At 60.5% G+C, this 25,856-nt stretch carries 21 protein-coding genes; 9 read left to right on the plus strand and 12 right to left on the minus strand.

Going from position 1 to position 25,856, the window contains the following annotated elements; translation table 11 throughout:
* Positions 1 to 429: 429 nt before the first annotated feature.
* From pflB to G5193_RS19550, 4 genes are all read right to left on the minus strand, one after another.
* Complete coding sequence (pflB, locus tag G5193_RS19535; protein ID WP_005352571.1) at positions 430 to 2,712, minus strand: formate C-acetyltransferase; 2,283 nt, start codon at positions 2,710 to 2,712, stop codon at positions 430 to 432.
* 46 nt (positions 2,713 to 2,758) lie between these two features.
* Positions 2,759 to 3,607 (minus strand): formate transporter FocA, encoded by an 849-nt coding sequence (gene focA / locus G5193_RS19540; RefSeq protein ID WP_005333620.1) that lies wholly within the window; start codon positions 3,605 to 3,607, stop codon positions 2,759 to 2,761.
* A gap of 381 nt (positions 3,608 to 3,988) precedes the next feature.
* The gene (gene ycaO, locus G5193_RS19545; protein WP_158113418.1) at positions 3,989 to 5,749 is read right to left on the minus strand and encodes a 30S ribosomal protein S12 methylthiotransferase accessory factor YcaO; all 1,761 of its coding nucleotides are present in this window, start codon (positions 5,747 to 5,749) and stop codon (positions 3,989 to 3,991) included.
* 193 nt (positions 5,750 to 5,942) lie between these two features.
* Entirely contained in the window at positions 5,943 to 7,376 is a 1,434-nt protein-coding gene (locus G5193_RS19550; RefSeq protein ID WP_064337774.1) for a glycoside hydrolase family 1 protein, read from the minus strand.
* 167 nt (positions 7,377 to 7,543) lie between these two features.
* On the opposite strand from G5193_RS19550, the gene G5193_RS19555 reads away from it, so the two are divergent.
* Positions 7,544 to 8,407: a LysR family transcriptional regulator gene (locus tag G5193_RS19555; RefSeq protein WP_139459526.1), complete on the plus strand. Its 864-nt coding sequence runs from the start codon at positions 7,544 to 7,546 to the stop codon at positions 8,405 to 8,407.
* A gap of 36 nt (positions 8,408 to 8,443) precedes the next feature.
* Here G5193_RS19555 and G5193_RS19560 read toward each other — a convergent pair whose 3' ends face one another.
* Both G5193_RS19560 and metE read right to left on the minus strand, forming a co-directional pair.
* The gene (locus tag G5193_RS19560) at positions 8,444 to 9,193 is read right to left on the minus strand and encodes a substrate-binding periplasmic protein (protein ID WP_421206995.1); all 750 of its coding nucleotides are present in this window, start codon (positions 9,191 to 9,193) and stop codon (positions 8,444 to 8,446) included.
* Positions 9,194 to 9,369: 176 nt separating this feature from the next.
* Positions 9,370 to 11,634, minus strand: coding sequence for a 5-methyltetrahydropteroyltriglutamate--homocysteine S-methyltransferase (metE, locus tag G5193_RS19565; RefSeq protein WP_421206997.1), 2,265 nt, complete (start codon positions 11,632 to 11,634; stop codon positions 9,370 to 9,372).
* 297 nt (positions 11,635 to 11,931) lie between these two features.
* Between metE and G5193_RS19570 the strand changes: the two genes are divergently transcribed.
* Positions 11,932 to 12,840, plus strand: coding sequence for a LysR substrate-binding domain-containing protein (locus G5193_RS19570; protein ID WP_421206998.1), 909 nt, complete (start codon positions 11,932 to 11,934; stop codon positions 12,838 to 12,840).
* A 6-nt stretch (positions 12,841 to 12,846) separates the two neighbouring features.
* On the opposite strand, the gene G5193_RS19575 is transcribed toward G5193_RS19570, so the two are convergent.
* Complete coding sequence (locus G5193_RS19575) at positions 12,847 to 13,782, minus strand: LysR substrate-binding domain-containing protein (protein WP_421206999.1); 936 nt, start codon at positions 13,780 to 13,782, stop codon at positions 12,847 to 12,849.
* 192 nt (positions 13,783 to 13,974) lie between these two features.
* Here G5193_RS19575 and G5193_RS19580 point away from each other — a divergent pair, with 192 nt between their 5' ends.
* From G5193_RS19580 to G5193_RS19595, 4 genes are all read left to right on the plus strand, one after another.
* Complete coding sequence (locus tag G5193_RS19580; protein WP_041210334.1) at positions 13,975 to 14,712, plus strand: isochorismatase family protein; 738 nt, start codon at positions 13,975 to 13,977, stop codon at positions 14,710 to 14,712.
* Positions 14,713 to 14,771: 59 nt separating this feature from the next.
* Positions 14,772 to 15,671: a pirin family protein gene (locus tag G5193_RS19585; protein WP_236292588.1), complete on the plus strand. Its 900-nt coding sequence runs from the start codon at positions 14,772 to 14,774 to the stop codon at positions 15,669 to 15,671.
* A complete protein-coding gene (locus tag G5193_RS19590; protein ID WP_421207002.1) occupies positions 15,668 to 16,927 on the plus strand; it encodes a CynX/NimT family MFS transporter in 1,260 nt (419 codons plus the stop codon). The genes G5193_RS19585 and G5193_RS19590 overlap by 4 nt, the downstream gene beginning before the upstream one ends.
* 100 nt (positions 16,928 to 17,027) lie before the next feature.
* On the plus strand, positions 17,028 to 17,930 hold the full coding sequence (locus G5193_RS19595; protein ID WP_421207004.1) for a LysR family transcriptional regulator: 903 nt from the start codon (positions 17,028 to 17,030) through the stop codon (positions 17,928 to 17,930).
* Between the two features lie 123 nt (positions 17,931 to 18,053).
* Here the strand turns inward: G5193_RS19595 and G5193_RS19600 are convergent, their stop codons facing one another.
* Positions 18,054 to 18,944 carry a LysR family transcriptional regulator gene (locus G5193_RS19600; RefSeq protein ID WP_005333634.1) on the minus strand — a complete coding sequence of 297 codons (891 nt, stop codon included), beginning with the start codon at positions 18,942 to 18,944 and terminating at the stop codon, positions 18,054 to 18,056.
* Between the two features lie 101 nt (positions 18,945 to 19,045).
* On the opposite strand from G5193_RS19600, the gene G5193_RS19605 reads away from it, so the two are divergent.
* Positions 19,046 to 19,684, plus strand: a complete 639-nt coding sequence (locus G5193_RS19605) for an NAD(P)-dependent oxidoreductase (RefSeq protein ID WP_005352606.1) — start codon at positions 19,046 to 19,048, stop codon at positions 19,682 to 19,684.
* A 53-nt stretch (positions 19,685 to 19,737) separates the two neighbouring features.
* Here the strand turns inward: G5193_RS19605 and G5193_RS19610 are convergent, their stop codons facing one another.
* Positions 19,738 to 19,986: a hypothetical protein gene (locus tag G5193_RS19610; RefSeq protein ID WP_368176813.1), complete on the minus strand. Its 249-nt coding sequence runs from the start codon at positions 19,984 to 19,986 to the stop codon at positions 19,738 to 19,740.
* A gap of 142 nt (positions 19,987 to 20,128) precedes the next feature.
* Here G5193_RS19610 and G5193_RS19615 point away from each other — a divergent pair, with 142 nt between their 5' ends.
* Together G5193_RS19615 and G5193_RS19620 are read left to right on the plus strand one after the other, a co-directional pair.
* Complete coding sequence (locus tag G5193_RS19615) at positions 20,129 to 21,172, plus strand: isopenicillin N synthase family dioxygenase (protein WP_421207007.1); 1,044 nt, start codon at positions 20,129 to 20,131, stop codon at positions 21,170 to 21,172.
* A gap of 133 nt (positions 21,173 to 21,305) precedes the next feature.
* The gene (locus G5193_RS19620; RefSeq protein WP_421207009.1) at positions 21,306 to 22,469 is read left to right on the plus strand and encodes a trans-sulfuration enzyme family protein; all 1,164 of its coding nucleotides are present in this window, start codon (positions 21,306 to 21,308) and stop codon (positions 22,467 to 22,469) included.
* Positions 22,470 to 22,582: 113 nt separating this feature from the next.
* Here the strand turns inward: G5193_RS19620 and G5193_RS19625 are convergent, their stop codons facing one another.
* The 3 genes from G5193_RS19625 to G5193_RS19635 all read right to left on the minus strand — a co-directional run bounded on the left by G5193_RS19625 (position 22,583) and on the right by G5193_RS19635 (position 25,839).
* The gene (locus tag G5193_RS19625) at positions 22,583 to 24,247 is read right to left on the minus strand and encodes an AMP-binding protein (protein ID WP_265783859.1); all 1,665 of its coding nucleotides are present in this window, start codon (positions 24,245 to 24,247) and stop codon (positions 22,583 to 22,585) included.
* Between the two features lie 98 nt (positions 24,248 to 24,345).
* On the minus strand, positions 24,346 to 24,624 hold the full coding sequence (locus G5193_RS19630; protein ID WP_005333639.1) for a YfcL family protein: 279 nt from the start codon (positions 24,622 to 24,624) through the stop codon (positions 24,346 to 24,348).
* A 99-nt stretch (positions 24,625 to 24,723) separates the two neighbouring features.
* Positions 24,724 to 25,839, minus strand: a complete 1,116-nt coding sequence (locus tag G5193_RS19635; RefSeq protein ID WP_265783860.1) for an ATP-NAD kinase family protein — start codon at positions 25,837 to 25,839, stop codon at positions 24,724 to 24,726.
* Positions 25,840 to 25,856: the final 17 nt, after the last annotated feature.

A 25,856-nucleotide genomic window follows, 5' to 3' on the forward strand; every position in this document is an offset into this window, starting at 1 on the left:
AGGCAGAGGCAGAGGCAGAGGCAGAGGCAGAGGCAGAGGCAGAGGCAGAGGCAGAGGCAGAGGCAGAGGCAGAGGCAAAGAATGATTCCATAGTCACAGGCTTATGGGTATTGCTTGATACCCGCGATGGCGCCTCTGTTCACCCCTTAAACCTGCTCAGCTGTTCCACGAGCCATAGCAACACTGATGCAATGGCAGGCAGAGCAACCGCCTATCCCCTTAGAGCGCGAATAAAGCATAATCGCATTACAGACGGGGCCTAGGTCAATCCTAGTGAGCCCCTCCCCTTGATCCTCTTCAAATCCCCAGTAACAACTGTTGTGGTTGCGATGGAACTGGGGGCGATTCACAGGGGATGATTACTCCCCCTGAATCGCACGCATAAAAAAACCGGCGCCTTGGCGCCGGTTTTTGCTCACTATGTCTCGATTACAGAGAAGCAGTGAAGGTACGGGTGATGACGTCTTGCTGTTGCTCTTTGGTCAAAGAGTTGAAGCGAACGGCATAACCGGATACGCGGATGGTCAACTGCGGATATTTCTCCGGGTTTTCCATGGCGTCCAGCAGCATTTCACGGTTCATCACGTTAACGTTCAGGTGCTGACCACCCTCTACGTTGGATTCGTGGTGGAAGTAACCGTCCATCAGGCCAGCCAGGTTGGCTTTCTGGGCTTCCATATCTTTACCCAGTGCGTTCGGAACGATGGAGAAGGTATAGGAGATACCATCTTTAGCGTAAGCGAACGGCAGCTTGGCTACGGAAGTCAGGGAAGCAACAGCACCCTTCTGGTCACGACCGTGCATCGGGTTGGCACCCGGGCCGAACGGAGCACCAGCACGACGGCCATCCGGGGTGTTACCGGTCTTCTTGCCATATACCACGTTGGAGGTGATGGTCAGAACAGACTGGGTAGCAACAGCACCACGGTAGGTGTTCAGCTTCTGAATCTTCTTCATGAAGCGCTCAACCAGGTCACAGGCGATATCATCGACGCGAGCGTCGTTGTTACCGAACTGCGGGTATTCGCCTTCGATTTCGAAGTCGATGGCAACGCCATCTTCGTCACGAATCGGCTTGACCTTGGCGTACTTGATGGCAGACAGGGAGTCAGCGGCTACAGACAGACCAGCGATACCACACGCCATGGTGCGATATACGTCACGGTCGTGCAGCGCCATCAGAGAGGCTTCGTAGCTGTACTTGTCGTGCATGTAGTGGATGATGTTCAGCGCAGCAACGTATTGCTTGGCCAGCCAATCCATGAAGTGGTCCAGACGATCCATTACGTCGTTGTAGTCGAGGTACTCGGACTTGACCATCTCGGTTTTCGGACCGACCTGGATCTTGAGCTTCTCGTCCATACCACCGTTGATTGCATACAGCATGGTCTTGGCCAGGTTGGCACGAGCACCGAAGAACTGCATCTGCTTGCCAACGATCATCGGGGATACACAGCAAGCGATGGCGTAGTCATCGTTGTTGAAATCCGGACGCATCAGATCGTCGTTCTCGTACTGAACGGAAGAGGTCTCGATGGATACCTTGGCACAGTACTTCTTGAAACCGACCGGCAGCTTCTCGGACCACAGGATGGTCAGGTTCGGCTCAGGGGACGGGCCCATGGTGTACAGGGTGTTCAGCATACGGAAGCTGTTCTTGGTGACCAGAGTACGGCCATCAACGCCCATACCAGCCAGGGTCTCGGTCGCCCACATCGGGTCGCCGGAGAACAGTGAATCGTATTCCGGAGTACGCAGGAAGCGAACCATACGCAGCTTCATGACCATGTGGTCCATCAGCTCCTGGGCTTCTTGCTCGGTGATCAGGCCTTTCTGCAGGTCACGCTCGATGTAGATATCCAGGAAGCTGGAGGTACGACCGAAGGACATGGCAGCACCGTTCTGGGACTTGACTGCCGCCAGGTAGGCGAAGTAGGTCCACTGTACGGCTTCTTTGGCGTTCTTGGCCGGTACGGAGATATCGCAACCGTACTTGGCAGCCATCACCTTCATCTGTGCCAGGGCACGGTGCTGCTCGGAGATCTCTTCGCGCAGACGGATGGTGGCTTCCAGGTTGACGCCGTTTTCCAGGTCAGCTTGCAGGGACTTGAACTGGGCCAGTTTGTCGGCCATCAGGAAGTCAACACCGTACAGAGCAACACGACGGTAGTCACCGATGATACGGCCACGGCCGTAGGCATCCGGCAGACCGGTGATAACACCAGACTTGCGGCAGTTCAGGATGTCTTTGGTGTAAACGTCAAACACGCCCTGGTTGTGAGTCTTGCGGTATTCGGTGAAGATCTTCTCGACCATCGGGTCCAGTTGACGACCGTACACTTCGCAAGAAGTTTTAACCATCTTGATACCGCCGTTGGCGATGATGGCGCGCTTCAGCGGCTTGTCAGTCTGCAGACCAACGATCTGCTCCAGGCTCTGATCGATATAACCGGCATCGTGTGCGGTAATGGTGGAGGGCAGGTCAGTATCAAAATCAACCGGCGCATGAGTGCGGTTTTCGATTTTGATCCCTTCCATGACCTTGTCCCACAGCTTGGTGGTCGCTTCGGTCGCGCCAGCCAGGAAGGACTCGTCACCTTCATACGGGGTGTAGTTCTTCTGGATGAAGTCACGGGTGTTGACAGAGGTCTGCCATTCACCGGCCGCGAAGCCTTCCCATGCTTTTTGGAACTGTTCGTTAAGTTCTGCCATTTTTCATTACCTCACACGGTATTGATGTAGTATCCCGCAATCATCCTTAATGATGACGACGGAAGATAAACCAGTAAGTCAGACCAACCATCACGCCACCACCGATGATATTGCCGATGGTCACGGGGATGAGGTTGTGTAGGACGAAGTTGGATACGGTCAGGTCAGCAAAGGTTGCCGGATCCTGGCCGATGGCCTGCCAAAATTCCGGACTAGCCACGCTGTGGATAGCGATACCAACCGGAATCATAAACATGTTTGCGATGCTGTGCTCGAAACCTGAGGCAACGAACATGGCAACCGGCAGCAGCATAACCACTACCTTGTCAGTCGCGCTGCGGGCACCAAAGGCCATCCATGCAGCAAGACATACCATCAGGTTACAGAGGATACCCAGCGCCACCGCTTCGAAGAAGGTGTGGTGAATTTTGTGTTGGGCCACTTTGAGGGCGTTAAGGCCCCACTGACCGTCTGCTGCCGTGTACTCGGCAGAAACGATGATCAGCGCCACCATCAGCAGACCGCCAATCAGGTTACCGAAGTAGACCAGACCCCAATTCTTGAGCAGCTGAGCCCAGCTGATGCGATTGGCAGCCTTGGCCACCAGTGTCAGGGTGGTGGAGGTGAACAGCTCGGCACCGAGCAGCACACAGAGAATAAGTCCGAGAGAGAAGCAGAGACCGCCAACCAGCTTGGCCATACCCCAAGGCATGGAACCGGTTCCGGTCGTCACTGTGATGTAGAAGATAAATGCGATGGCGATGAAAGCGCCTGCGGTAATGGCCAGTGGAATGACCTTGTATGCCGGCTTGGTAGCCTTGGCATAGGTGATGTCTTCAGCCAGTGCAGCGATGGCTTCGGGCTTGAGACAATCGAATGGAGATTCAGCTTTCAATTATTTTCTACCTGAATGTTTTGCCTGTTGAAATCATAACAAAGGGCCAAATAGCCAAAATTGACATTGATCAAGTTTATCAGAGTGCGAATGTAATTTTACTACAAATATTTTAGTGCGATGGCTACGCCACTTTACACCAGGTATCAGCTGAAACAGAAATATCACATTTTTAATGCAATGATTTTAAAGAATTTATTTTCAATCATGGAAATATGGTATTGGCAAGATATCTTTGCAGATCGACAGCACATCCCCTGCCCTGCCATCAACCCCCTTAGGGGTATTTTTTGTTTTTTATTTCATCTTTGAATAACTATCCCGTGCCTTGCCGCACGATAAACAGAAGGGGCCACACGGCCCCTTCCTTTACAGCAACGATCACGCCCAGTGATGGGCTCGCTTGGCCTTCTGCAGCTTCTCGTAGGCCGCCAGCAGCTTCTGGTGCAGTGGGAACTGGGAGAGCGACAGATCGGCCGCCTCCAGCCCGTGGAAGCGTGCTTCGCCAGTGGCGTTGGCCCATGCCTGTGCCAGCGTCTCTTCACCATACATGCGAGTGAAGACGGCGCGATACTGCTCCGGATCCCGCTCCTCGTCGAGGAACAACTCGACGCAGGCACGCAGGGCGCGGTAGTAGCTGGCACGCTCGGCAGTAAACACCGACTGGTTGAACTCCATGGTCCAGTCGATGAGATCCAGTGCGGTCTCCAGCTCACCGGCGGCCAGCGCCAGCATGGCTTTCAGCTCGCCAACGCGCAGGGTGTGCAGCGCGGTCCCCTTGGCAGCGGCGATGCCCAGCAGCTCGCGTACACGGGTACGCTCGTCGTGCCCCTCTTCATCCAGTTGATCAAACAACGCCATGTACTGCTCGGCATCCCAATCCAGTGATGGCAGTGCTAGGATCACTTCGCGCAGGTTGGCGCCCATGTTGTTGTTGGCCAGCAGCAGATCTTCGGCCGGATAGATGTCGGACATGCCGGGCACCAGAATGCGGCAGGCGTAGACACCCAGATGCTCGTAGTCGGCGATATAGACCGGCTGCTCCAGCTCATGGAAGATGCCGATCAGGTGATCGAACTCCTCCTGCGAGGTACCGCGGAAGTCCCAGTCGGCAAACTCGAAGTCCGCATCCTGCTTGAACAGATCCCAGCTGATGAGGCCAGAAGAGTCGATGAAGTGGGTCTCGAGGTTGTGGTGATCCGCTACCTGCTCGTTGTCGAATGACGGCGGCACAAACACGTCGAGATCCTTGAGACCGCGGCCCTGCAGCAACTCGGTGACGGTCCGCTCGAAGGCCACTTCGAAGCGCGGGTGGGCGCCGAAGGAGGCAAAGCAGGTACCGTTGCTCGGGTTGAGCAGCACCACACAGATGACCGGATAGCGGCCACCGAGGGAAGCATCGAAGCTGTAAATGGGGAAGCCTTCCGCTTCGAGGGCGGCGATGGAGGCGGCAATCCCCGGATAACGGGCAATCACCTCGTCCGGGATCAGCGGCAAGCTGATGGCCTCGGCGATGATCTTGTTTTTCACGTGGCGCTCGAACACCTCGGAGAGCGCCTGGGTGCGCGCTTCGGTCTTGGTGTTGCCAGCGCTCATGCCGTTGGAGACATAGAGGTTGCCGATGATGTTCATCGGGATGTAGACGGTCTCGTGATCGGACTGACGCTCGAACGGCAGGGCGACGATACCGCGCTCCTCGTTGTTTGACTGCAGATCCACCAGCATGTCGGCGGTCACTTCACCGTCCGGGTTGTAGAACTTGCGGGTGAAGCTGTCGAGCAGACCGGCCGGGAACTGGTCACCCTCGATGGGGAACCACTTCTCGTTCGGGTAGTGAACGAAATCGCCCTTGGCGACCTGCTCGCCCAGATAGAAGTCGGCGAAGAAGTAGTTGGTGGAGAGACGCTCGAAATATTCGCCAAGGGCAGACGCGAGGGCGGCCTTCTTGCTGGCACCCTTGCCGTTGGTAAAGCAGAGGGCGCACTCTTTGTCGCGAATATGCACCGACCATACGTTCGGCACGGGGTTGAGCCAGGAGGCCTCTTCAATATCAAAGCCCAAGGCTTGCAGCTTGGTCTGGAAGCGTTCGATGGAGTCTTCCAGCGCCGCGTCCTTGCCGGGAATAAAAGTGTGGTCAGTCATCACGATATCCTGATTTTTATTGGCTCATGTTCGGCCGCAGATAATAGCAGGGGTCGGCGGCTTTGGCAGGACAAAAATCAGCAAACAGGGATGAGTCGCACGTTGAGAAACCGGCTTGTCCCCTCTCCCCCGCCACAAACAGCGCGGGCCCGGAGATTGCCCGGGCCCGCTGGTTACGCGACGCGATAAACCGTCAGAGCTGCTTGCCCTGGCTCGCAATCACCTGGCTGTACCAGTGGAAGCTCGCTTTCTTGATCCGGCGAAGGGAGCCCCCCTGCTCGTCACGCTCCACATAGACGAAGCCGTAACGCTTCTGGTAGCCGTTGAGCCAGCTCAGGATGTCGGTGAACGACCAGGCGCAGTAGCCGAGCAATTCCACCCCATCCTGCATCGCCTCCTGGCACGCCTTGACGTGGCTGCGCAGGTAATCGATGCGGTACGCATCGTTCACCTTGTCGCCCGCCTCCAGCTTGTCGAACTCGCCAAGGCCGTTCTCGGTGATCATCAGCGGCAGACCATAACGGGAAGAGAGGCGACGCAGTGCGATGCGCATACCGGTCGGGTCGATGGCCCAATCCCAGTTGCTGGTCTCAAGGTGCGGATTGGGCGCAGTCTTGTAGAGGCCGGGGATGCCGCTCGATGGCGTAGTGCCTTTCTTGCCGGTGGTGTTGATCCGCTGCAGGGTCTGACCGCCCAAGGGGTTATCTGTGTAGGTCAGGGTGTAGTAGTAGTTGACGCCAATGTAGTCGGGCGTCCCCTCGCGCAGCAACTCCATATCGCCCGGCAGGATCTCCGGCGCCTCGCCGTTTTCCCGCAAGTAAGCGAGCGCCGCCTGCGGATAGCGGCCAAAGCAGTAGGCATCCAGCCACCAGAGGTTGTTGAACTCCTCGGCGTTCTCGTAGGCCAGCATATCTTTCGGGTCGCACGACGCCGGATAGGCAGGGGAGTAGGCAAAGCTCGGGCCGATGAGGCCATTTGGCACATGCTGGCGAAACGCCTTGATCACCCGGGCGTTGGCCAGAAAGGCGATATGGTTGGCGGCAAAGAAGCGCTTGCGATCCTGCACAGCGGGCGGATGGGTGCCGAGCTGATAGGCGTTGGTCAGGTTGTAGTTCTGCTCGTTGAGAGAGACCCAGTACTTCACCTTGCCGGCAAAACGCTGATAGAGGGTCACGCAGTAGCGCTCGAAATCCTCGATAATGCGTCGGTCTTCCCAGCCGCCGTACTCATCCTGCAGCGCCTGCGGCAGATCCCAGTGATAAAGGGTCAGCACCGGTTCGATCTGGTGGGCCAAGAGGGTGTCGATCAGCTTCTCGTAGAAGGCCAGCCCCGCCTCGTTCACCTCCCCCCGACCGGTGGGATAGATGCGCGGCCAGCTCACCGAGAAGCGGTAAGCCTTGAGCCCCATCTCGGCCATCAGCGCCACGTCCTCTTCCATGCGGTGGTAGTGATCCACCGCCACATCGCCGTTGCTCCCCTCAAAGGTCTTGCCCGGCAGCTTGGTGAAGAGATCCCACACCGAGGGCCCCTTGCCATCGGCATTCCAGCCTCCCTCCACCTGATAGGCGGCGGAGGCGGCGCCCCACAGAAAATCGCTCGGGAAGTCGTTGAACTTGTGGTGATGCATCTGGTGTTGCTCCTTCTGCGCTGATGGTGTCAGCCATCTCTGATAACTCGGCGCCCCCGTGCCGGGGCATCCGAAATGAATTGGCATAAGCATCCATCACTTCTAAAATTCCGTCCAATGACAAATTTGACCACTCAACATTCCCAACAGGAATGAAAGGAGCCCTGATGGAGCTACGGGATCTGAAAGCTTTCGTCACTCTGGGGGAAGTGCTGCACTTCGGCCAAGCAGCGGTACGTCAGCATGTTACCCAGTCGGCCCTGAGCAAACAGATAAGGCGGCTTGAGGAGGAGCTGGGCGGCGAGCTGTTCGAGCGCAACGCCAGTACCACTCGCCTCACCGGACTGGGCAGGGCGCTGTATGAGGATGCCCGCGCTGTGGTCATCCAGAGCGAGCAGCTCTCGCGCACCGCCCGCGACGTGCTGGCGGGCAATGTCGGCACCCTGCGCATCGGCTTTGGCGTGGCCACCAAGATCCTGGTGCCCGCCGCCATCGCCCGCTTTCGCGCCGAGCGGCCGCAAGTGACCATCGAGCTCAACGATCTCTCCACCCACCACCAGCTACTGGCGCTCAGTGAAGGCAAGCTGGATCTCGGTTTTTGCCGCCTGCCCGCCCCCAAGGGGTGGCACGCCCTGCCGGTGGTCGAAGCCCACTTTGTCGCCGTACTGCCCGCCAGCTACCGCGATGTGAGGGAGTTGGCGGATCTGGTGGACAAGCCGCTGGCGATCCTCCGTCGGGACAAGGCCCCGTCCTTTTACGATCACCTGATGAACTATCTGGCCCAGAGCGGGCTGCGTTTTCGCGATATCCAGTACGTCAACGACTTCGCCGCCGGTGTTGCCACCGCGGCGGCAGAGATCGCCTGGACCCTGGTCCCCTCCTCCACCACCATCGAGCACCCGGATGTGCTCACCCTCCCCTTGAGAGACGGGGAAGCCTGCTGGACCATTGGCCTTATCCGTCCGCCCCACAGCAAGGGGCCCTTGATCGACGCCTTCTGGGCAACCATTTCTGATATGACGCCAAGATAGACACGCCGTTGGCAAACAGCAGATGGCGGCCGCGCATCAACGATAGCGTTCGACGATACGCGCCAACTCGCCGCTTTGTCGCAGCTGTTGCAGGGCACGGTTGAACTCGGTTATCCGGGTATTGAAGCGGGAGTGCTTGCCGATGCAGAGATTGAACGGGGTAGAGGCAAGCTGCAGCGGCACCTCGACCACCAACCCGGAGAGACCCAGCTGGTTGAGTTTGAAGCGTGCCACCAGTGGGTCGGTCACCATCAGATCCCCCCGACCCGCCGCCAGCATTTTGAAGACATTATCGACATTGATGGTGTGATGAACGGTGAAACCCGCCAGGTTCTCCTTGCCCCAGCCGTTACCGAAATAGTCGAGAAAGGTAAGCGATTTGAAATCGCTCAAGCTGCTGGCTCGCTGAAATTCCGCCATTCGGGGATGGGCGCGCTGGGTAAAAATGGTTAGCACAGTGGTAGTGACCGGCTCTTCCACAACCAAGGTATAGCTGCGCCGCTCCCGGGTTGCGATGGTGACAAAGCCATCGGCCTGCGCCATCCGCACCATTTTTTGCGCCCGTTGCCACGGATAACCTTCATGGCGCACCCGCAGCCCCATCTGCGCTGCCACCCGCTCCATCACGTCGATCATCAGCCCGCGCATCTTGCCCTGTTCGTCACGCCACGAATATGGGGCAAAGTCGTCAAAGTAGACCAGCTTCAACTCGGCCGCTGGCGCCGCCCAGACACTCTGCCACATCAACAATCCCCACAAGATTGCACTCCCCAGACTGACTCTCATGGCCGCGACTCCATCCACTTCTGCCACCTCTGAGCCTAGTGCAAAGCGGGCTGCGGCAAGGTTCAGGATCCAGTGGAAAAAGTGGCCAACGGAAAAAGAGAGGGGAAGCAGTGGCTTCCCCTCTCTCGTTCGTTTTTCATTACGCCACCTTATCGATGGCGGTCACGACCTTCTGATCACGCCAGCTCGGCGCGCAGCGCCCTGGTGGCATCGACCATCACCTTGAGGGCGGCTTCTGTCTCTTCCCAGCCGCGGGTCTTGAGGCCGCAATCCGGGTTGACCCAGAGCCGCTCTGCCGGGATCTGTTTGGCGGCCTTGCGCAGCAGCCCCTCAATCCAGCTCTGGCTCGGCACGTTCGGCGAGTGGATGTCGTAGACGCCCGGGCCAATCTCGTTGGGGTAGTTGAAGCGCTCGAACGCTTCGAGCAGCTGCATCTGGCTGCGGCTGGTCTCGATGGTGATCACGTCCGCATCCAGCGCCGCCACCGCCTCAATGATGAGGTTGAAGTCGCTGTAGCACATGTGGGTGTGGATCTGTGTGCTGTCCGCCACCGGGCTGGCGCTCAGACGGAAGGCGCGCACTGCCCAATCGAGATAAGCCTGATGATCTTGCTTGCGCAGGGGCAAGCCTTCGCGGATCGCCGGTTCGTCGATCTGGATGATCTTGATGCCAGCGGCTTCCAGATCTGCCACCTCGTCACGAATGGCCAGCCCGATTTGCAGGGCAGATTGCTCGCGGCTCACATCTTCCCGCGGGAAGGACCAGCAGAGGATGGTCACAGGGCCGGTCAGCATCCCCTTGACCGGCTTGTCGGTCAGGCTCTGGGCAAATCGGGTCCATTCGAGCGTCATGGGAGTCGGGCGATCGATGTCGCGGGTGATCACCGGCGGCTTGACGCAGCGGGAGCCATAGCTCTGTACCCAGCCGAAGCGGGTGATGGCAAAGCCATCCAGCAGTTCACCGAAATACTCCACCATGTCGTTGCGCTCGGCCTCACCATGAACCAGCACGTCCAACCCGATGGCCTCCTGACGCGCGATGGCATCGCGGATCTCGGCCTTAATGCCCGCCTCGTAGGCACTGTCATCGATGCGACCGGCGCGCCAATCCTGCCGCAATACCCGGATCTGCGAGGTCTGCGGGAAGGAGCCGATGGTGGTGGTGGGCAGCAGCGGCAGCTTGAGATCCGAGCGCTGCAGCTCTGCCCTGACCGGATAGGGGCTGTGGCGATCAAAATCGCTGTTGGTGAGGCTGGCGAGCCGTGACTGCACCGCTTTTTTGTGCACCCGGCTGTCGGACTCCCGATCGACGATGGGCTGGCTGTAGGCAGTGATTTTGTCGAGTTCGCCCCCATCCAGATACTCTCTGAGCAGTCCCAACTCGAAACATTTTTGCAAGGCAAAGGCGAACCAGCTGCGGGTCTGGGGATCCAGCTCCTGCTCCAGGGTCAAATCCACCGGGCTATGCAGCAATGAGCAGGATGAGGCCACCCAGAGCCGCTCGCCGAGTTTGGTTTTCAGTGCCTTCAGTGTCGGCGCCAGCTTGGCCAGATTGGCACGCCAGACGTTGCGGCCGTTGATCACCCCTGCTGAGATGACCCACTGGGCGGGCAGATGCGGCACCAGGGTCTCCAACTGCTCGGGGGCAGCCACCAGATCCAGATGCAGGCCATCTACCTTGAGGCTGGTGATAATGTCGCGCTGATGAGCCACCGAACCGAAATAGGTGGTGAGCAGCAGCTTGCAAGGGCCCGCGAGGCGCTCGTAAGCGTTGAGGTAGGCCAGCCGCCACTCTTCCGGCAAGTCCAGCGTCAGCGCAGGTTCATCGATCTGTACCCACTCCACCCCTTGGGCGGCCAGTTTGGCCAGGATCTCCTGATAGACGATGAGCAGGCGATCGAGCAGTTCAAGGCGGGAGAAGCCGCTCTCTTTCTCCTTGCCAAGCCACAGATAAGAGACCGGCCCCAGCAGTACCGCCTTGACCGGCAGCCCCAGTGCTTTGGCCTCTTCTACCTCGTCAAACAGCTGGCTCCAGCCCAGCTTGAAGCGCTGGTCACGGCTAAATTCCGGCACCAGATAGTGGTAGTTGGTATTGAACCATTTGGTCATCTCGGCGGCCGCCGCCGCCGGGCCGGTCGGCGCACGGCCGCGGGCGACCCGGAACAGGGTGTCGAGGTCGGTCTCGCCATGGCGGTGGCGGGCAGGCACTGCATCTACCAGCAGGCTGGTGCCGAGCACCTGATCGTACCAAGCAAAGTCCCCCACCGGCAGCAGATTGACCCCGGCGCCGTGCTGGGCCTGCCAGTGGCGCTCACGCAGCGTCTTGCCCACGGCAACGAGTTCGGCCTGAGTGGTCTCGCCACGCCAGTAGGATTCGAGGGCAAATTTCAGCTCGCGCTTGGCGCCGATACGGGGGAAGCCCAGGGTGTGTGCTCGTGTCATAGGTTCATTTCCTTATGCTCATTCATCTGATGGGAACTGGATGATTTAGCCATCCAGATGTTTACACATCCAAAATGACAAGATAAGGTGACGCTGGCTATTGAATCCTCTTCAACTGGCTCTCAAATAATCCTCAACTGACCGCCGAACAGGTTAAACGCGAGGATACAGAGGCCCGTTCTTGCATGTGTCAAGAAGCGCAGCAGCAAGACGGCAGGAGGCTGAGGCTGAGGCTAAAGGTCAGGCCGCGCCGGCCGCAACCTCAGCGCCATACGCAATCTCACAAGGAGCCATCTTATGGCAGTGCCAAGCAATGCAGGGATAGAGATCAAACACTTGAAAACATTGACCGCGCTGGCCGAGCAGGGCTCGCTGGCCGGTGCGGCGCTGACCCTCAACCTTACCCAGTCCGCCCTCTCTCATCAGCTCAAAGAGCTGGAGACCCGCCTCAATCTGGAGCTCTACCTGCGCAAAAGCCGCCCGCTGGTGCTGACCGCCGCCGGCAGCCAGCTGCTCGCCCTCGCCCGTCAGGTACTGCCCGCCCTGGCCCAGACCGAGAAGCAGTTGCAGGCCTTGCAGAGCGGCGATGCGGGCAGGCTGCATCTGGCGCTCGATTGCCACAGCTGCATCCAGTGGCTACTGCCGCTGTTGCCCGATTTTCGCCGCCAGTGGCCTGGGGTGGATCTGGAGGTGGAGTCGGTACCGGGCTTTGATGCCATCAATGCCCTGCTCGGCGGCCAGCTCGACCTGCTGCTCACCTCGGACGTGCAGGCCCGCGGCGATCTCCACTTCGAGCCACTGTTTGCCTTCGATCTGACTCTGGTGATGGCGCCGGATCACCCCCTCTGCCACCGGAGCCACATCGAGCCGGGCGATCTGGGGCCGGAGGTGCTGCTGGTCTATCCGGTAGAGCGCAGCCGCATGGATATCTTCAGCCGCTTTTTGCAACCCGCCGGGGTGGAGCCCGCCCGCTGCAAGCCGGTGGACAACACTTCTGTGATGCTGCAGATGGCCGCCGCAGGGCTCGGGGTCGCCGCCTTGCCGCGCTGGGCCAGCGAGGAGTTTGTCAGACAGGGGATGCTCTGCGCCCGTCCCCTCGGCAGCGGTATTCGTCGCCATATGTACGGCGCGGTGCGGGCCGCCGATCGGGATCAAGCCTGCCTGCAGAGCCTGTTCGAGCGCATTCGCCGCAAGATGGAGGGATAGCCCTCCTCAGCGTGGCTGACCGACCTCTGCCAGCAGTGCAGGCAACTGCACCTTGATAAAGTCGATGAGGGCCCTGACCGCCGGTGACAGACCGCGCCGCACGGGATAGAGCATCACCAGCTTGCCATCTTTGGGACGCCACTCGGGCAGCAGTTGTTGCAGCCGCCCATCCGCCAACTCACTCACGCAGGCGTAAAGTGGCAAGCCCACCATCCCGAGCCCCGCCAGCGCCGCCTGTTTGAGGGTTTGCACATTGTCGCTGCGCAGCAGCACATTGACCGCCACCTCCTCACTCTCCCCACTGTCGTGCCGCAGCCGCAGCAGATCGGCCTGACGCTCCAGCGAGCTGAAAAGTAGGGCATCCTCTCCTTCCAGCTGCCGTGGATGCGCCAGCGCATTGTGGCGCGAGAGCCACGCCGGGGTCGCCAGCACACCCCACTGCACCGTGCAGAGCGGTACCTGCACCAGACTGGAGGGGGGCAGCTCGAAGGCCACCCCGCGGATCACCACATCCAGCCCCTCCTCCAGCAGATCCACCTGCCGATTGCTGGCTTGCACGGCGAGCCTCACCTTGGGGTATTGCGCCATAAAAGCGGGCAGCAAGCGGGCAAGCAGCGCATCGGCAATGGTAATGGGCACGCTGATGCGCACCAGACCGCTCGGCTCCTGCTGCCGTTGCCGCACAGCCGCCTCTCCGGCCTGCGCTTCGGCCAGCATCGCCTGACAGTGGCGATAGAGCACCTCACCGGCATCGGTCAGGCTGAGTTGGCGCGAGGTACGTTGCAGCAGCCGGGTATCCAGCCGCTCCTCCAGCAGCCGGATCCGGCGCGAGATCCGCGACTTGGGCACGCCAAGCGCCCGCGCGGCTGCAGTGAATCCCTGTCGCTGCACCACATGGGTGAAGAGATAGAGATCATTCAAATCAAGTTCCAGTGGTGTCATCGGGCTGCCTTGGTCAGGGTGAGGTGCATTCACATCGTTCCACCAATAGAACGATAAGAACCTATTTCACCAGATTGTCGCCATTTTTGCAGCCATCATAATGGCCCTGTCCCCATCAGACGGTTGCTGCACGGGCAATCCGCCCCACCAGCAAGGTCCGTTTGACTGTTCCGATATCACAAGGAGTTCACCATGAAACTGCGACAAATCTGCTCTGCCACCCTGCTCGGTCTGGCGACCCTGACCGCCACGCTGGCCACCACAGCGACACCGGCCATGGCCGCCGAGGCTGCCAGCCATCCGACCGTATCACCCAACCGCTATCTGGAGATGCTCTCCCGAGACAATGCAGTACTGCTGCTGGTCGACCATCAGGTCGGCTTGCTGAGCGGCGTACGCGACACCACGGTGGGCGAGCTCAAGCACAACGTGGTGGCGCTGGCCAACGCCGCCCGCGCCCTCGGCGTGCCGGTGATCGTGACCGCGACCATGCCCGATGGCATGTGGGGCCCCACCATGCCTGAACTGACCAGCGCCCTGCCGGATGTGAAGGTGATCAACCGCACCGTCATTAACGCCTGGGACGATCCTGCCGTGCGCGCCGCCATTGAGAAGACCGGCCGCAAACAGCTGATCATCGCCGGGGTATCGCTCGAGATCTGCGCCAGCTTCCCGGCCCTCTCAGCCAAGGCTGCCGGCTATGATGCCCGGGTGGTGCTTGATGCCTCCGGCACCTTCAACGAAGCCAAGCGCACCACTGGGCTGCAACGCTTGCTGGGGGCCGGTATCCCGGTCACCGACTACGCCTCTGCCGCGGTCGAGATGCTGCGCAGCAACGTCGACCCCAAGGCGCACGATGTCTACAGCGCCCTCGACATGCCTTTCGCCACCCTGGTGTGGCAGATGCAAGAGGGTGCCAAGAAGTCGTAACTCGCCTCGCCTTCGGTCAGATGACCGAAGGCTTCTTTTGTCTTCAAGAGGTTATATCGATGACCAGACGCCTGACTCTCTCCGCCCCCGTCAAGGGCCAACCGCTACGCATTGGCAGCGGCTTTGCAGCCAGCCATTTTGGCGAACACTTTTTCAACGGTCTGATAGACCCCGTGGTGATGGTGGATCACTTCCAGATGACAGCCCCCACCTTCGAGCCCCATCCCCACGCCGGGATCTCTGCCGTCACCTATCTGTTCGAGGACTCGACGAGCCCCCACGTCAACTACGACTCCCTCGGCAATCAGGGCCCCATCGAACCGGGGGCGCTCCACTGGCTGGCGGCCGGGCGCGGGGCCGTACATACCGAGCAGCCGGAAGGGGCATCGCCCTATGTCCACGCCCTGCAGATCTTCGTCAACCTGCCTGCCCGTCAAAAGATGATGTCGCCTTTTGCCGTCCACGCAGCCGCTGCCACCATCCCCGAATTTCATGGCGAAGGGGTGCGAGTACGGGTGGTCGCAGGCCACAGCAACGGGATAACGGCACCACACTCGGTAAAACTGCCCCAACCCTTTACCCTGCTCGATGGCCATTGCGCGCCCGGCAGCCGCTTCACCCATCTGCTGGCGGCAGGCTGGAATGCCATGATCTATTCCCTGACCGGATCGCTGACCCTGCAGGCGGAGGGAGAGCGGCACCTCATCCCGGCAGGTCACGGGATGGGTGTCAGCCTCTCTGCCGATGGCGGCGAGGCTGTGGCTCTGCAGCTTGAGGCCACCGAGCCCTGCCACTTCGTGCTGCTCTCAGGCCAGGCGCTCAATGAACCCCTGGTCAAACATGGCCCCTTCGTCATGAACAGCCACGACGCCATTGCAGATCGGCTGCATGCCTATCAGCGCGGCGAATTTGGTCAGCTCAACGATGAGTGGCTGCGCAACGGCCAATATCGGCCATGAGCACGCTCGCTGGCCACCAGCCACAAAGCACGCGCTGGCCTCTGGTCTTCCTCGCCATTTTTGCCGGTGCCAGCGGCGCCCTCTGCCTTGGCAAAGTGCCCGCCGTACTCGGCATACTGCGCAGCGAGCTGGGGCTGACACTGGTCGAAGCCAGCTATCTCGCCTCAGCTTTCAATACGCTGGCGATCCTCTTCAGCCTCTTTCTCGGCCTGCTGCTGACTCGCTGGAGTGGACGGCAAACCGGGGTTGTCGGGCTACTGGTTATCGTCACAGGCGGTGCGTTGGCACTACCCGCCACCGGGCTGGCCATGATGCTGCTGTCGCGCATTGTCGAGGGGATTGGCTTTTTGCTGATCTCGGTGGCCATGCCCGCCTTTATCGTGGCGGTGACCCGGGAGGAGGATAAACGGCTGGCCTTGAGCCTGTGGGCGGTCAACCTGCCTCTCGGGGCGGCGGCGGGTATGCTGCTCACCCCCTGGCTCACGGCGCAAGGTGGCTGGCGACTGGCCTGGCTGATCCTGATGATCCCGCAACTCTCTGTCCTGCTGCTTCTGCTCGCCAGTCGCTCGGCAGATGGGCTGCGGGTCTGGGCACCCCAAAACTCGATCAACTCGGGCCACCCGCTGCGCCAACTCACGGTACTCCGACAACTGACACTCTGGCGCTACGGGTTGGCGTTCATGCTCTACAGCCTGATGCTCTGGGCGCTCTTTGTCTGGCTGCCGACCATGTTGCAAGGCAGCCCCGGGATTGGCCAAAACCAGATCGCCCTGCTTTCGGCGCTGGCGGTGGTCGCCAATATTCCCGGCAACCTGATGGGGGCATGGCTGCTGCGCCGGGGCGTGGCGCGAGATCGGCTCATCTGCTGGGCACTGAGTCTGATGGCGCTGTGCGGCATGCTCGCCTTCTGGCCCGGCCTGTCGCCGTGGTGGGCCTATGGATTGTGCCTCGTCCTCTCCCTGTCGGGTGGTATGGCGCCGCCGGCTATCCTCTCGTCTGCGCAGGGAGTGAGTCAGGGGCCGGTACAACTGGCCATCGTGCAGGGATTTTTTGTCCAGCTCGCCAACCTCGGTCAGCTGCTTGGCCCCCTGTTGCTGGCGGCCCTGATGACGGACAACGGCCATTGGGGAAGCGCTCGCTGGCTCTTTCTGGGCGGCTTGCTGCTGGTCGCGCTGCTCTATGCCGCGAGCCACCTGCCGGACTCAAGCATGACTGCAAAACAGGCTCGATCGCATTCGCGGCAAGATGGAAGATGACGAATAGAGAGGGAAACATCACAGTTATCGCAGGGAATGCTGGCCGGGCAAGAGGCTGTTCAGTATGTTAACTGTTTAATCTTGCTTAACGGTAGCCACCATGTCTCAAGTCGATCTCAATCTCTTTCGCGTCCTCGATGCGGTGATCCTCTATGGTGGTGTCACCACGGCCGCCGAGATGATGGAGATGACCCCCTCGGCCATCAGCCAGGCCATCAGCCGCCTGACCACCCTGGTGGGCGAGCCGCTGTTTGTCCGCCAGGGACGCGGCATCACCCCCACGGCGCGAGCGCTCAGTCTGCACCACGAGATCATGGTGCCGCTGCACGACATGGAGCGCAGCCTGCAGCGCACCGATCTCTTTGATCCCCAGACCAGTCGGCGCACCTTTCGCATCGCGGGGGTGCCCGATATCGATATCTTCTTCCTGCCGGAGCTCAACAACCTGCTGCAGACCCAAGCCCCCAACTGTCAGCTGGAGTGGAACACCCAGGTGCAGGACGAAGCCCTGCGCCAGAACAGCCTCTATCTGCACAGCGTGGATCTGGTGCTGGCCACCAAGCCGATGGCGGAGCAGGGGATCGAAAACGAGCAGATCATGTCCCAGGCCCTGCGCATCGCCTGCCGCAAGGATCACCCCAGGATCCGCCAAGCCCCCGACATGGCCACCTTCTTCAACGAAAAGCATGTGGTATTGCAAACCAGGCGGCTCGACAGCTTGCTGCTCAACACCCTGACCAAGGCGCCGCTGCCGCCGCGCCAGATTGCCTACGAGAGCGACTCCCTGCTCACCGCCCTTCATCTGGTGAGTCGTACCGACTGGCTTTGCGTCGCCAGCCAGTGGCACATGGAGAAGCTGGGGCAGGCACTGGATCTGGCCAGCTATCCCCTCCCCTGGCTCTCGGAGGATTGCCCCGTCTACATGAGTTGGCACAAGAGCTCCGGTCAGGATACCGGGCTTAATTGGCTCAAAGATCAGGTGCGGGCCGTCAGTTCATTTTAAGTATGCTTAACAGTCAAGCATGCCCATCTCCTCATCCGGGCTATCGCTCTTCTGGACAAACCGCCTTATGGATAATCCCCTTCAGGATAATCGGGCGCCTTTTCTCAACCATTAAGGCGCAGTTCATGACGACATCGTCGTGCCGAAGTAGCTGCGAAGCGCCTCCACCACCCGCCGCACCTTCTCCGGGATCTCCCGCTGCGGCGTGATGGCGTGGATCTCCATCGGTGCCACCCGAAAACCGGGCAGCAGTTCGAGCAGACGCCCCTGCGCCAGATCCTCGCCAATTTCTCCCTCCGGTTGCAGCGAGATCCCCTGCCCCGCCAGCGCAAACTGGCGCAAGGGCAACACGTTATTGCAGAGCACCTTGGCCTTGAACCTCACCCTGTGTTCGCCCCCCTTTTCATCCTGCAGCAGCAAACCGTTGCCCAGCATGTCGCCACAGAGCCAGTCGTGGGTGGCCAGATCGGCGGGCATGCGCGGCGTCCCCTTGCGCGCCAGATAGGCGGGGGCGGCGCAGAGCAGCATCCGGGTTTGCCCCAGTTTGCGGGCCACCAGAGTCGAGTCGGGCAAGGTGCCGACCCGCAATGCCACGTCGATCCGCTCGGCAATCAGATCCCGTTTCTCGTCGTCGGCGATGATCTGGATGGTGAGGCCGGGGTGGGCCTGCAGCAGCGGCGAGAGGGCCAGTGCCAACGGCTGGCCCGCCATCCCCACCGGGGCGGTGATCCGCACTTCACCGAGCAGGGCGTCGCGCACCTCCGAGAGGCGCAACTCGGTCTCGCTCAGGGTCTGCTGCAACGCCCGGCACCCTTGCCACACCACCTCTCCCGCCTCGGTCAGACTGAGACGACGGGTGGAGCGATGGAGCAGGGGCAGTCCGAGCAGGCTCTCCAGCTGGCTGATATGCTGACTGACGGCGGAGGGGGTCATGCCAAGGGATTTGGCCGCCCCTGTCATGCTGCCCGCTTCCACAACAGCGGCGAAGATGGCGTAACGTCTGAGCTGTTCCATTATTAAATCCAGCTTACAAGTGAATGCATTTTTGAGGTGATTATTAAATCATAACTGGCGGCGTAGGATAGCCCCATTCCAACAGTGAAGGAGAGTTCCCCATGAAGATTGCCCTGATCGGTGCCAGCGGTTTTGTCGGTTCAGCCATCCTGAACGAGGCCGTCAGCCGTGGCCATCACGTCACCGCCATCGTCCGCGATGTCAGCAAGGTGGCCGCCCATCCGCAGGTCACCGCCGTGGCGGTAGATGCCCAAAACCCACAGGCATTGGCCGAGGTGCTCAAGGGGCACGATCGGGTGATCAGCGCCTACAACCCGGGCTGGACCACACCGGATATCTACGACCAATACCTCAAGGGCGCCAACGCGATTGTCGCAGCAGCCAAAGCGGCCAACAGCTGGCTGCTGGTCGTGGGTGGTGCCGGCAGTCTGGAGGTTGCCCCCGGCGTGCAACTGGTGGATACCCCGGAGTTCCCGGCCGAGTGGAAACAGGGGGCACTGGCGGCCCGCGACGGTCTCACCGCCCTGCGTCGTGAAACCACCCTCGACTGGCGCTTTGTCTCTCCCCCGGTGTTCCTCGAACCGGGCGAGAAGCGCGGCGGCTATCGGATTGGTGGCGATCAGGTGCTCTTTAGCGGCGAACAGCCTGCCGGGATCACCGCCGGTGATCTGGCCGATGGCGTGCTGAACGAGGTGGAAAAACCGGCTCACCAGCGCCAGCGCTTTACCCTGGGTTACTGAGAGCCAGCAGGCGGTTAAGGCCAGAATACGCGGTCACTCGCCTGTGCTTTCGGTCAGGTGAAAAACCGCTCAACCAGAAGGGAGGCATCCGCCTCCCTTCTGTTTTGGCCATTTCTGTTTTGATCTTTTTTACCGGTTGCAGCTTGCCTCTGGTTATCACTCTCCCTCCCATCATTTCCCATTCCGCCCTTAATGGCTGTGCAAAAAACCGTCAGCCCATCAGGTGCCGAATTCCATTTCGAATTTTGTATATAACTAAGAATAATTTGTTGTTTCCGTCTTATAACACCGAACAGTAGCATCCCCTTCATTCCAGATGGCGCCACACCGCAGCGCATACCGCCACACTGTCGCGCCATCCCGTTTGCCGCTTATCAGACCTGCCCGCACCAGAGGCAGCAGAAGAGATGGCGCCAGAGATAACGAAAGAGTGAGGAGGTGCACATGGAACATTCACCACTGCCGATCATCGATCTGGCTGCCCTCAACGGGGCACCCGAGGTGCGTCGCCCTATGCTGGCCCGGCTGGCCGCGGCCGCCCGCGACGTCGGCTTTTTCTATCTGACAGGACATGGCCTGAGTGACACCGAGCAGCGAGAGACTCTGGCGCTGGCTGAGCGCTTCTTTGCCCTACCGGAGCAGGAGAAGTTGGCGGTGCAGATGGTCAACAGCCCCCACTTTCGCGGCTACAACCGGGTCGGTGCCGAGCTGACCCGAGCGCGGCCGGATCTGCGGGAGCAGTTCGATATCATGAATGAGTCGCAAGCCCTGCCTGCGGCCCTGATCCGTGAACCATGGCAGCGGCTGATCGGCCCCAACCAGTGGCCGACCGCCCTGCCAGAGATGAAAGCCCATCTGCTGGCGTGGCAGGATCGGCTGAGCGACATCACCCTCACCCTGCTGGCCGCTTTTGCCGAGGTGCTGGAGCAACCGGCCAACGTGTTTGACGACAGCATCCGCGGCGCCCCCTACCAGCACATGAAGCTGATTCATTACCCGGGGCAAGAGGCGGGCGGCAGCAGTCAGGGGGTCGGCGCCCACAAGGATCCCGGCTACCTGACGCTGGTGATGCAGGACAATCATTCGGGGCTTGAGGTCGAGACGGCCAACGGCTGGATCTCCGCGCCCCCCCTGCCGGGTGCGCTGGTGGTCAATATCGGCGAGCTGCTTGAGCTGGCCTCCAACGGCTATCTCAAGGCGACCCTGCATCGGGTGGTGAGCCCGCCGCCCGGCGTCTCGCGCCTCTCCTGCGCCTTCTTTATGGCGGCGCGGCTCGATGCAACCGTGCCCCTGCTCAGCCTCTCCCCCGCGCTGGCAGCGCAGGCGCAAGGGCCGGAGAGTGACCCAACCAACCCGCTCTTTAATCAGGTGGGGGAGAACGTGCTGAAAGGGCGGCTGCGCTCCCACCCAGATGTGGCGGCGCGTCACTATGGGCCGTTAGAGCCCGCTCGCTTCCCGCGCACAGAGAGCGAAGCGATACCGGCCTGAGCAGCGCAAAGATGCGCAGGCGGGTATATGCATAAGCCACAAGCCGCATGCACATACCCGCGCTGACAAAAACAACAAGCAACGAACAACAAAACAAGTCATGGCCAGAGCCTGGCCATCACGGAGCAACACGATGAAATTCAAGACCATGAGCGTACACAGCGGCCAGCGGATCGACCCACAGACCGGTGCCCTCACCACCCCGCTCTACCAGAGCAGCACCTTCAGCTACTTCAACGCCCAAGCGGGCAAGGAGCGCTTTGCAGGTCAGGCCCCCGGCTTTATCTACAGCCGCTTTGGCAACCCCACCACCGCCGAGCTGGAGCAGAAGCTGGCGGCGCTGGAAGGGGCCGATGAAGCGCTGGTGGTGGCGAGCGGCATGGCGGCAGTGAGCGCCATCATGTATGCCCTGGCCGACAGCGGCGATGAGGTAGCCTATATCGGCCCGCTCTACGGCGGCACTGATGCGTTCCTCAAGCAGACCTTCAGCCGCGCCGGCATCAAGGTCACCGCCTACGAGAGCGACCGGGATCTGCTGGCCAATATCCGCCCCGCCACCAAGGTGGTACTGTTCGAAACCCTGACCAACCCCACCCTCAAGGTGGTGGATCCGCGGCTGGTGGTGGAAGCGGCCCGCAAGGTGGGCGCCATTACGGTATGTGACAACACCTTCCTCACCCCCTACCTGCTGCGTCCGCTGGAACTCGGGGTCGATGTAGTGATGCACAGCGGCACCAAATATCTGGGCGGCCACGGCGACATCATCGCCGGGGTGGTGGCGGGCTCCCACGCCCTGATGAAGTCGATCCGCACCGTGGCCCTCAAGCATATCGGCTCCCCCATCGGCCCGCAGGAGGCTTACCTGCTGCAGCGTGGGGTCAAGACCCTGCCGCTGCGGATGGATGCCCACCTGCACAATGCCCAGAAAGTGGCCGAGTTCCTGGCTGATCACCCAGCAGTGAAGAAGGTGATCTACCCGGGGCTTGCCAATCATCCGGGCCACGATGCCCTCGGCGCCTTCGCCAGCGGCTTTGGCGGCATGGTGAGTATTGAACTTGAAGGCGGGTTTGAGCGCTGTGCCACCCTGCTCGATAACCTGCAGCTGTTCGTGCAGGCGGTGAGTCTGGGCGATTTGGAGAGTCTTGCCTGCCATCCGGCCAGTACCACCCACGCCGCCATGGACGAGGCGAGCCGCCTCGCCGCCGGGGTCAATGACGACCTCATCCGCTTCAGTATCGGGGTGGAAGATGCGGACGACCTGATCGCCGATCTGGCAGCCGCGCTGGCGCAGATCTAACCGGGAGCGAGTTTCTCACTTGCCCGCCAAAATGCTGCGAGTGATAACACCCAGACACAACAACGGCCCATCAAGGGCCGTTGTTGTTTGTCGCGATGTGGAAAATGCGGGATTTACTCCTCCCACACCACCACTTGCGATGAGGGCCAGCGCTCCCCGACATGGGCATATTTTTGCTCCAGCAGGTGACGCTTGATCTTCATGGTGGGGGTCAGCACGCCGTTCTCGATATTCCAGGGTGTCTTCACTACCAGAATGCCGCGAATTTTGGCATGGGATTCCAGCTGATCGTTGACCCGCACCCGCGCCGCTTCCAGTCTGGCGTTGACCTCCTCCCGATTGCCCTTCATGGCACTCTCGGCCAGCTGCACCAGCGCAATGGGCTGCGGCATGCCGTAACCAATCACGCAGAGCTGTTCGATGATGGGTTCCTGCCCCAGCTGCCCCTCGATGGGCACCGGCGCCACATACTTGCCCTTGGCGGTCTTGAACACATCCTTCATCCGGCCGGTGATGGTGAGATAACCCTCCTTGTCCAGCTTGCCCATATCGCCGGTGTGGAGCCACCCCTCGGTATCGATGGCCTCGGCGCTGTGCTCGGGATCCTTGTAGTAACCCAGCATCATCCCTTCGCAGCGGCAGAGGATCTCCCCCTCGTCAGAGATCTTGATGGTCACTCCGATCCCCGCCTTGCCGACGGTGCCGATCTTGTCGGCGCGGAACGGGTAGTTGATGGTGGAGTAGGCGTGGTTCTCGGTCATGCCCCAGGCTTCCGTCACCTTGAGGCCAATGCTCAGATACCACTCAAGCAGCGCAGGGGAGACAGGCGCGGAGCCGCAGCCGAGTACCCGGGCCTGATCCAGTCCCAACCCCTTTTGCAGCTTGCGTTTGATAAGGCCGGAGATAAGCGGGATCTTGAGCAGCAGTTCGAGTTTGTTCTGGGGCAGCTTCTCGTGGATCTTGATGCGGAACATGGCCCACAGCCGCGGCACCGAGATAAAGACGGTGGGACGGCAGCGTTTGACATCTTCGATAAAGGTGTCGAGGGATTCGGGGAACGCGATGGTAGCGCCGCCATAGAGACTGCCGCCATAGATGTAGACCCGCTCGGTAATATGGGCCAGCGGCAGGTAGGAGAAGCCCCGATCGGCCTGGCTCAGGCTCACCGTCTCCACCAGCTTCTCGCACGACCAGGCGTAGCGCTCGACGCTCAGCATGGCCCCTTTCGGCTTGCCGGTACTGCCAGAGGTGTAGACCAGACTCAGCAGGGAGTCAGGGGCCTGCACCGGGCTGTCAGGGATCGGCTCGTGCGCCTCCAGCAGGTCATCCCACTGGTGGCTGGCCGGCATGGTGTCATAGGGGAAGGCGATGCGCAGCAGATCGGCGGGTACGCCAGCCTCCTGACTCTTCCAGTCATCCAGCTTGCCGACGAAGATCGCTTTGGCCTCGCTATGGCGCAGCACATATTCGATGGTATCGACGTTGGCAGTCGGGTAGATGGGCACGCTCACATACTGCCCCATCTGCATCGCCAGATCGGCGATAAACCACTGGGCGCAGTTCTTGGAGAGCAGCGCCACCTTGTCACCGGCCACCAGACCGAGGTGACGCAAGGCCGTCACCATCCGCCGCGCTTCATCGGCCACTTCACCCCAGGTGAAATCGACATATTCGCGGTTGATGGTTTGACGCAGGTAGGTTCGATCAGGACACTGCCGCTCCCAGTGATAGAGCATCTCGAGCGGCAGTTTATTGGCAATGCGTGAGGAGGAGGCCATAGTTTAATCCCTGAAACAAAAGGCGAAACTTATTATTAACCTTTCACTAACTTCAGGGGAAGGATAAACTCAAACTTCAGTTTGAATTGTGTATCCGATCAAGCTTCTGCGTCTTGTTGCAAACGACTCCACATCGCCTGCACCAGTTTTTCATCCTCTTCAGATAGCTCACCCTGCAAGATCGCCTCGTTGAGGCTGCGCAGCACATAGCTCTTGACGTCCCGCACCAGGGTCTTGCCTTCCAGCTCGGCCCGGGCAACGGCCAATGAGATATGACCTCGCAGGTAACCCCCCGCAAACAGCTCATCGTCGGTCGCGGTGGCAACCATGCTGTCGATCAGTCCCAACAACTTGTGCTCAAAATCGTGAATCGTCATGTAACGCAGCCTCATTTGCGGCAAAAAATTCGGGGGTATGGAACCGCAATCCGGTTGATTGCGGCTCTCTGGCGCCAGGCCAGCAGCGTCCTTGGCGTCCTATTCCGGGTTGGCCACCGGGTAGATGACCTGATCCTTGTATCCCGTGGTTATTCGCCGATAACCACGCAACGCCCGGTTTAATTGCGGATCATCGGTGTCCACCAGCAGCGGCCTGCCCGCAAGGGCGGCAAGCTTGGCTTTGGTTGCCAGCACCTGGATATTGTCCAGCCCGACACACCGAATCACCTCAGGACTCAATTGCTGATTTCCGCGCCCGAACAGATGTCCCTGTCCGCCTATCAGGGTAATGATCAGTCGGCAGCGACGGCCGCGGATCCGGGTCAGGATCTCGGCGGCGCTGAGATCCTGCCCGATAAGTCGGCTATTTTCCACCAGATCCACACCGAGCAAAGTATTTTCCAGACCGAGCTCAGCCATACAGGCTGCCACCGTGCTGCCGGAGCCCATCAGATAGAGGGTATCGGGCTCCATCTGCTCCACCACACCGGCTGCGAGATCCGCCAACACCAGCTCTTCGGACTCCTTGCCCCCCTGTTTTACCGCCTGTACGTAACGCAGATCGCCGGGCACCTTCAGCTGGCCGTAGTGGCGGGCCCGCACCTTGCCCACGCGAAACGCCTCCTCGTCGATGTCGCGCACCTCGGCATCGATCAGGCTGAGCAGTTCCCCTGCGATCATCCGCGCTACCACCCGCCCGCTGGCAGCGGGCGTCACCCCGTAGACGCCGGAGTGGATCTTGCACCCCGCCGGAATGCCGAGCACATGGCAAGACTCCCCCACCGCGGCGCAGATATCCCGCGCCGTGCCATCGCCACCGGCAAACAGCAGCAGATCGACCCCGGCTTCGCGCATCAACTCGGCGGCGTGGCGGGTATCATCGGCCGAGGTGCTCTCCCCGACCGGTTGATAGATGACCCGACAGGGCAACCCCAGCTCGCGGGCCACCGCCTCCCCCATCTCTCCCGCCACCGTCAGCAGTTCGAACGGGATGCTCAGCTCGCACAGTGGCAACAGAGCTTGCCGCGCTCGATCTTGTGCTCTGGGCACGGCACCACGAGCAAGCGCCTCATCCACCACGCCGTCACTCCCCTTGAGCCCCACTGCGCCGCCAATCCCGGCGACCGGATTAATAATGAACCCTAATCGAAACATGCCTGCCTCCCTTGCGA

The organism is Aeromonas sp. 601027 (assembly GCF_049174455.1).
Lineage (GTDB): Bacteria > Pseudomonadota > Gammaproteobacteria > Enterobacterales > Aeromonadaceae > Aeromonas > Aeromonas veronii_A.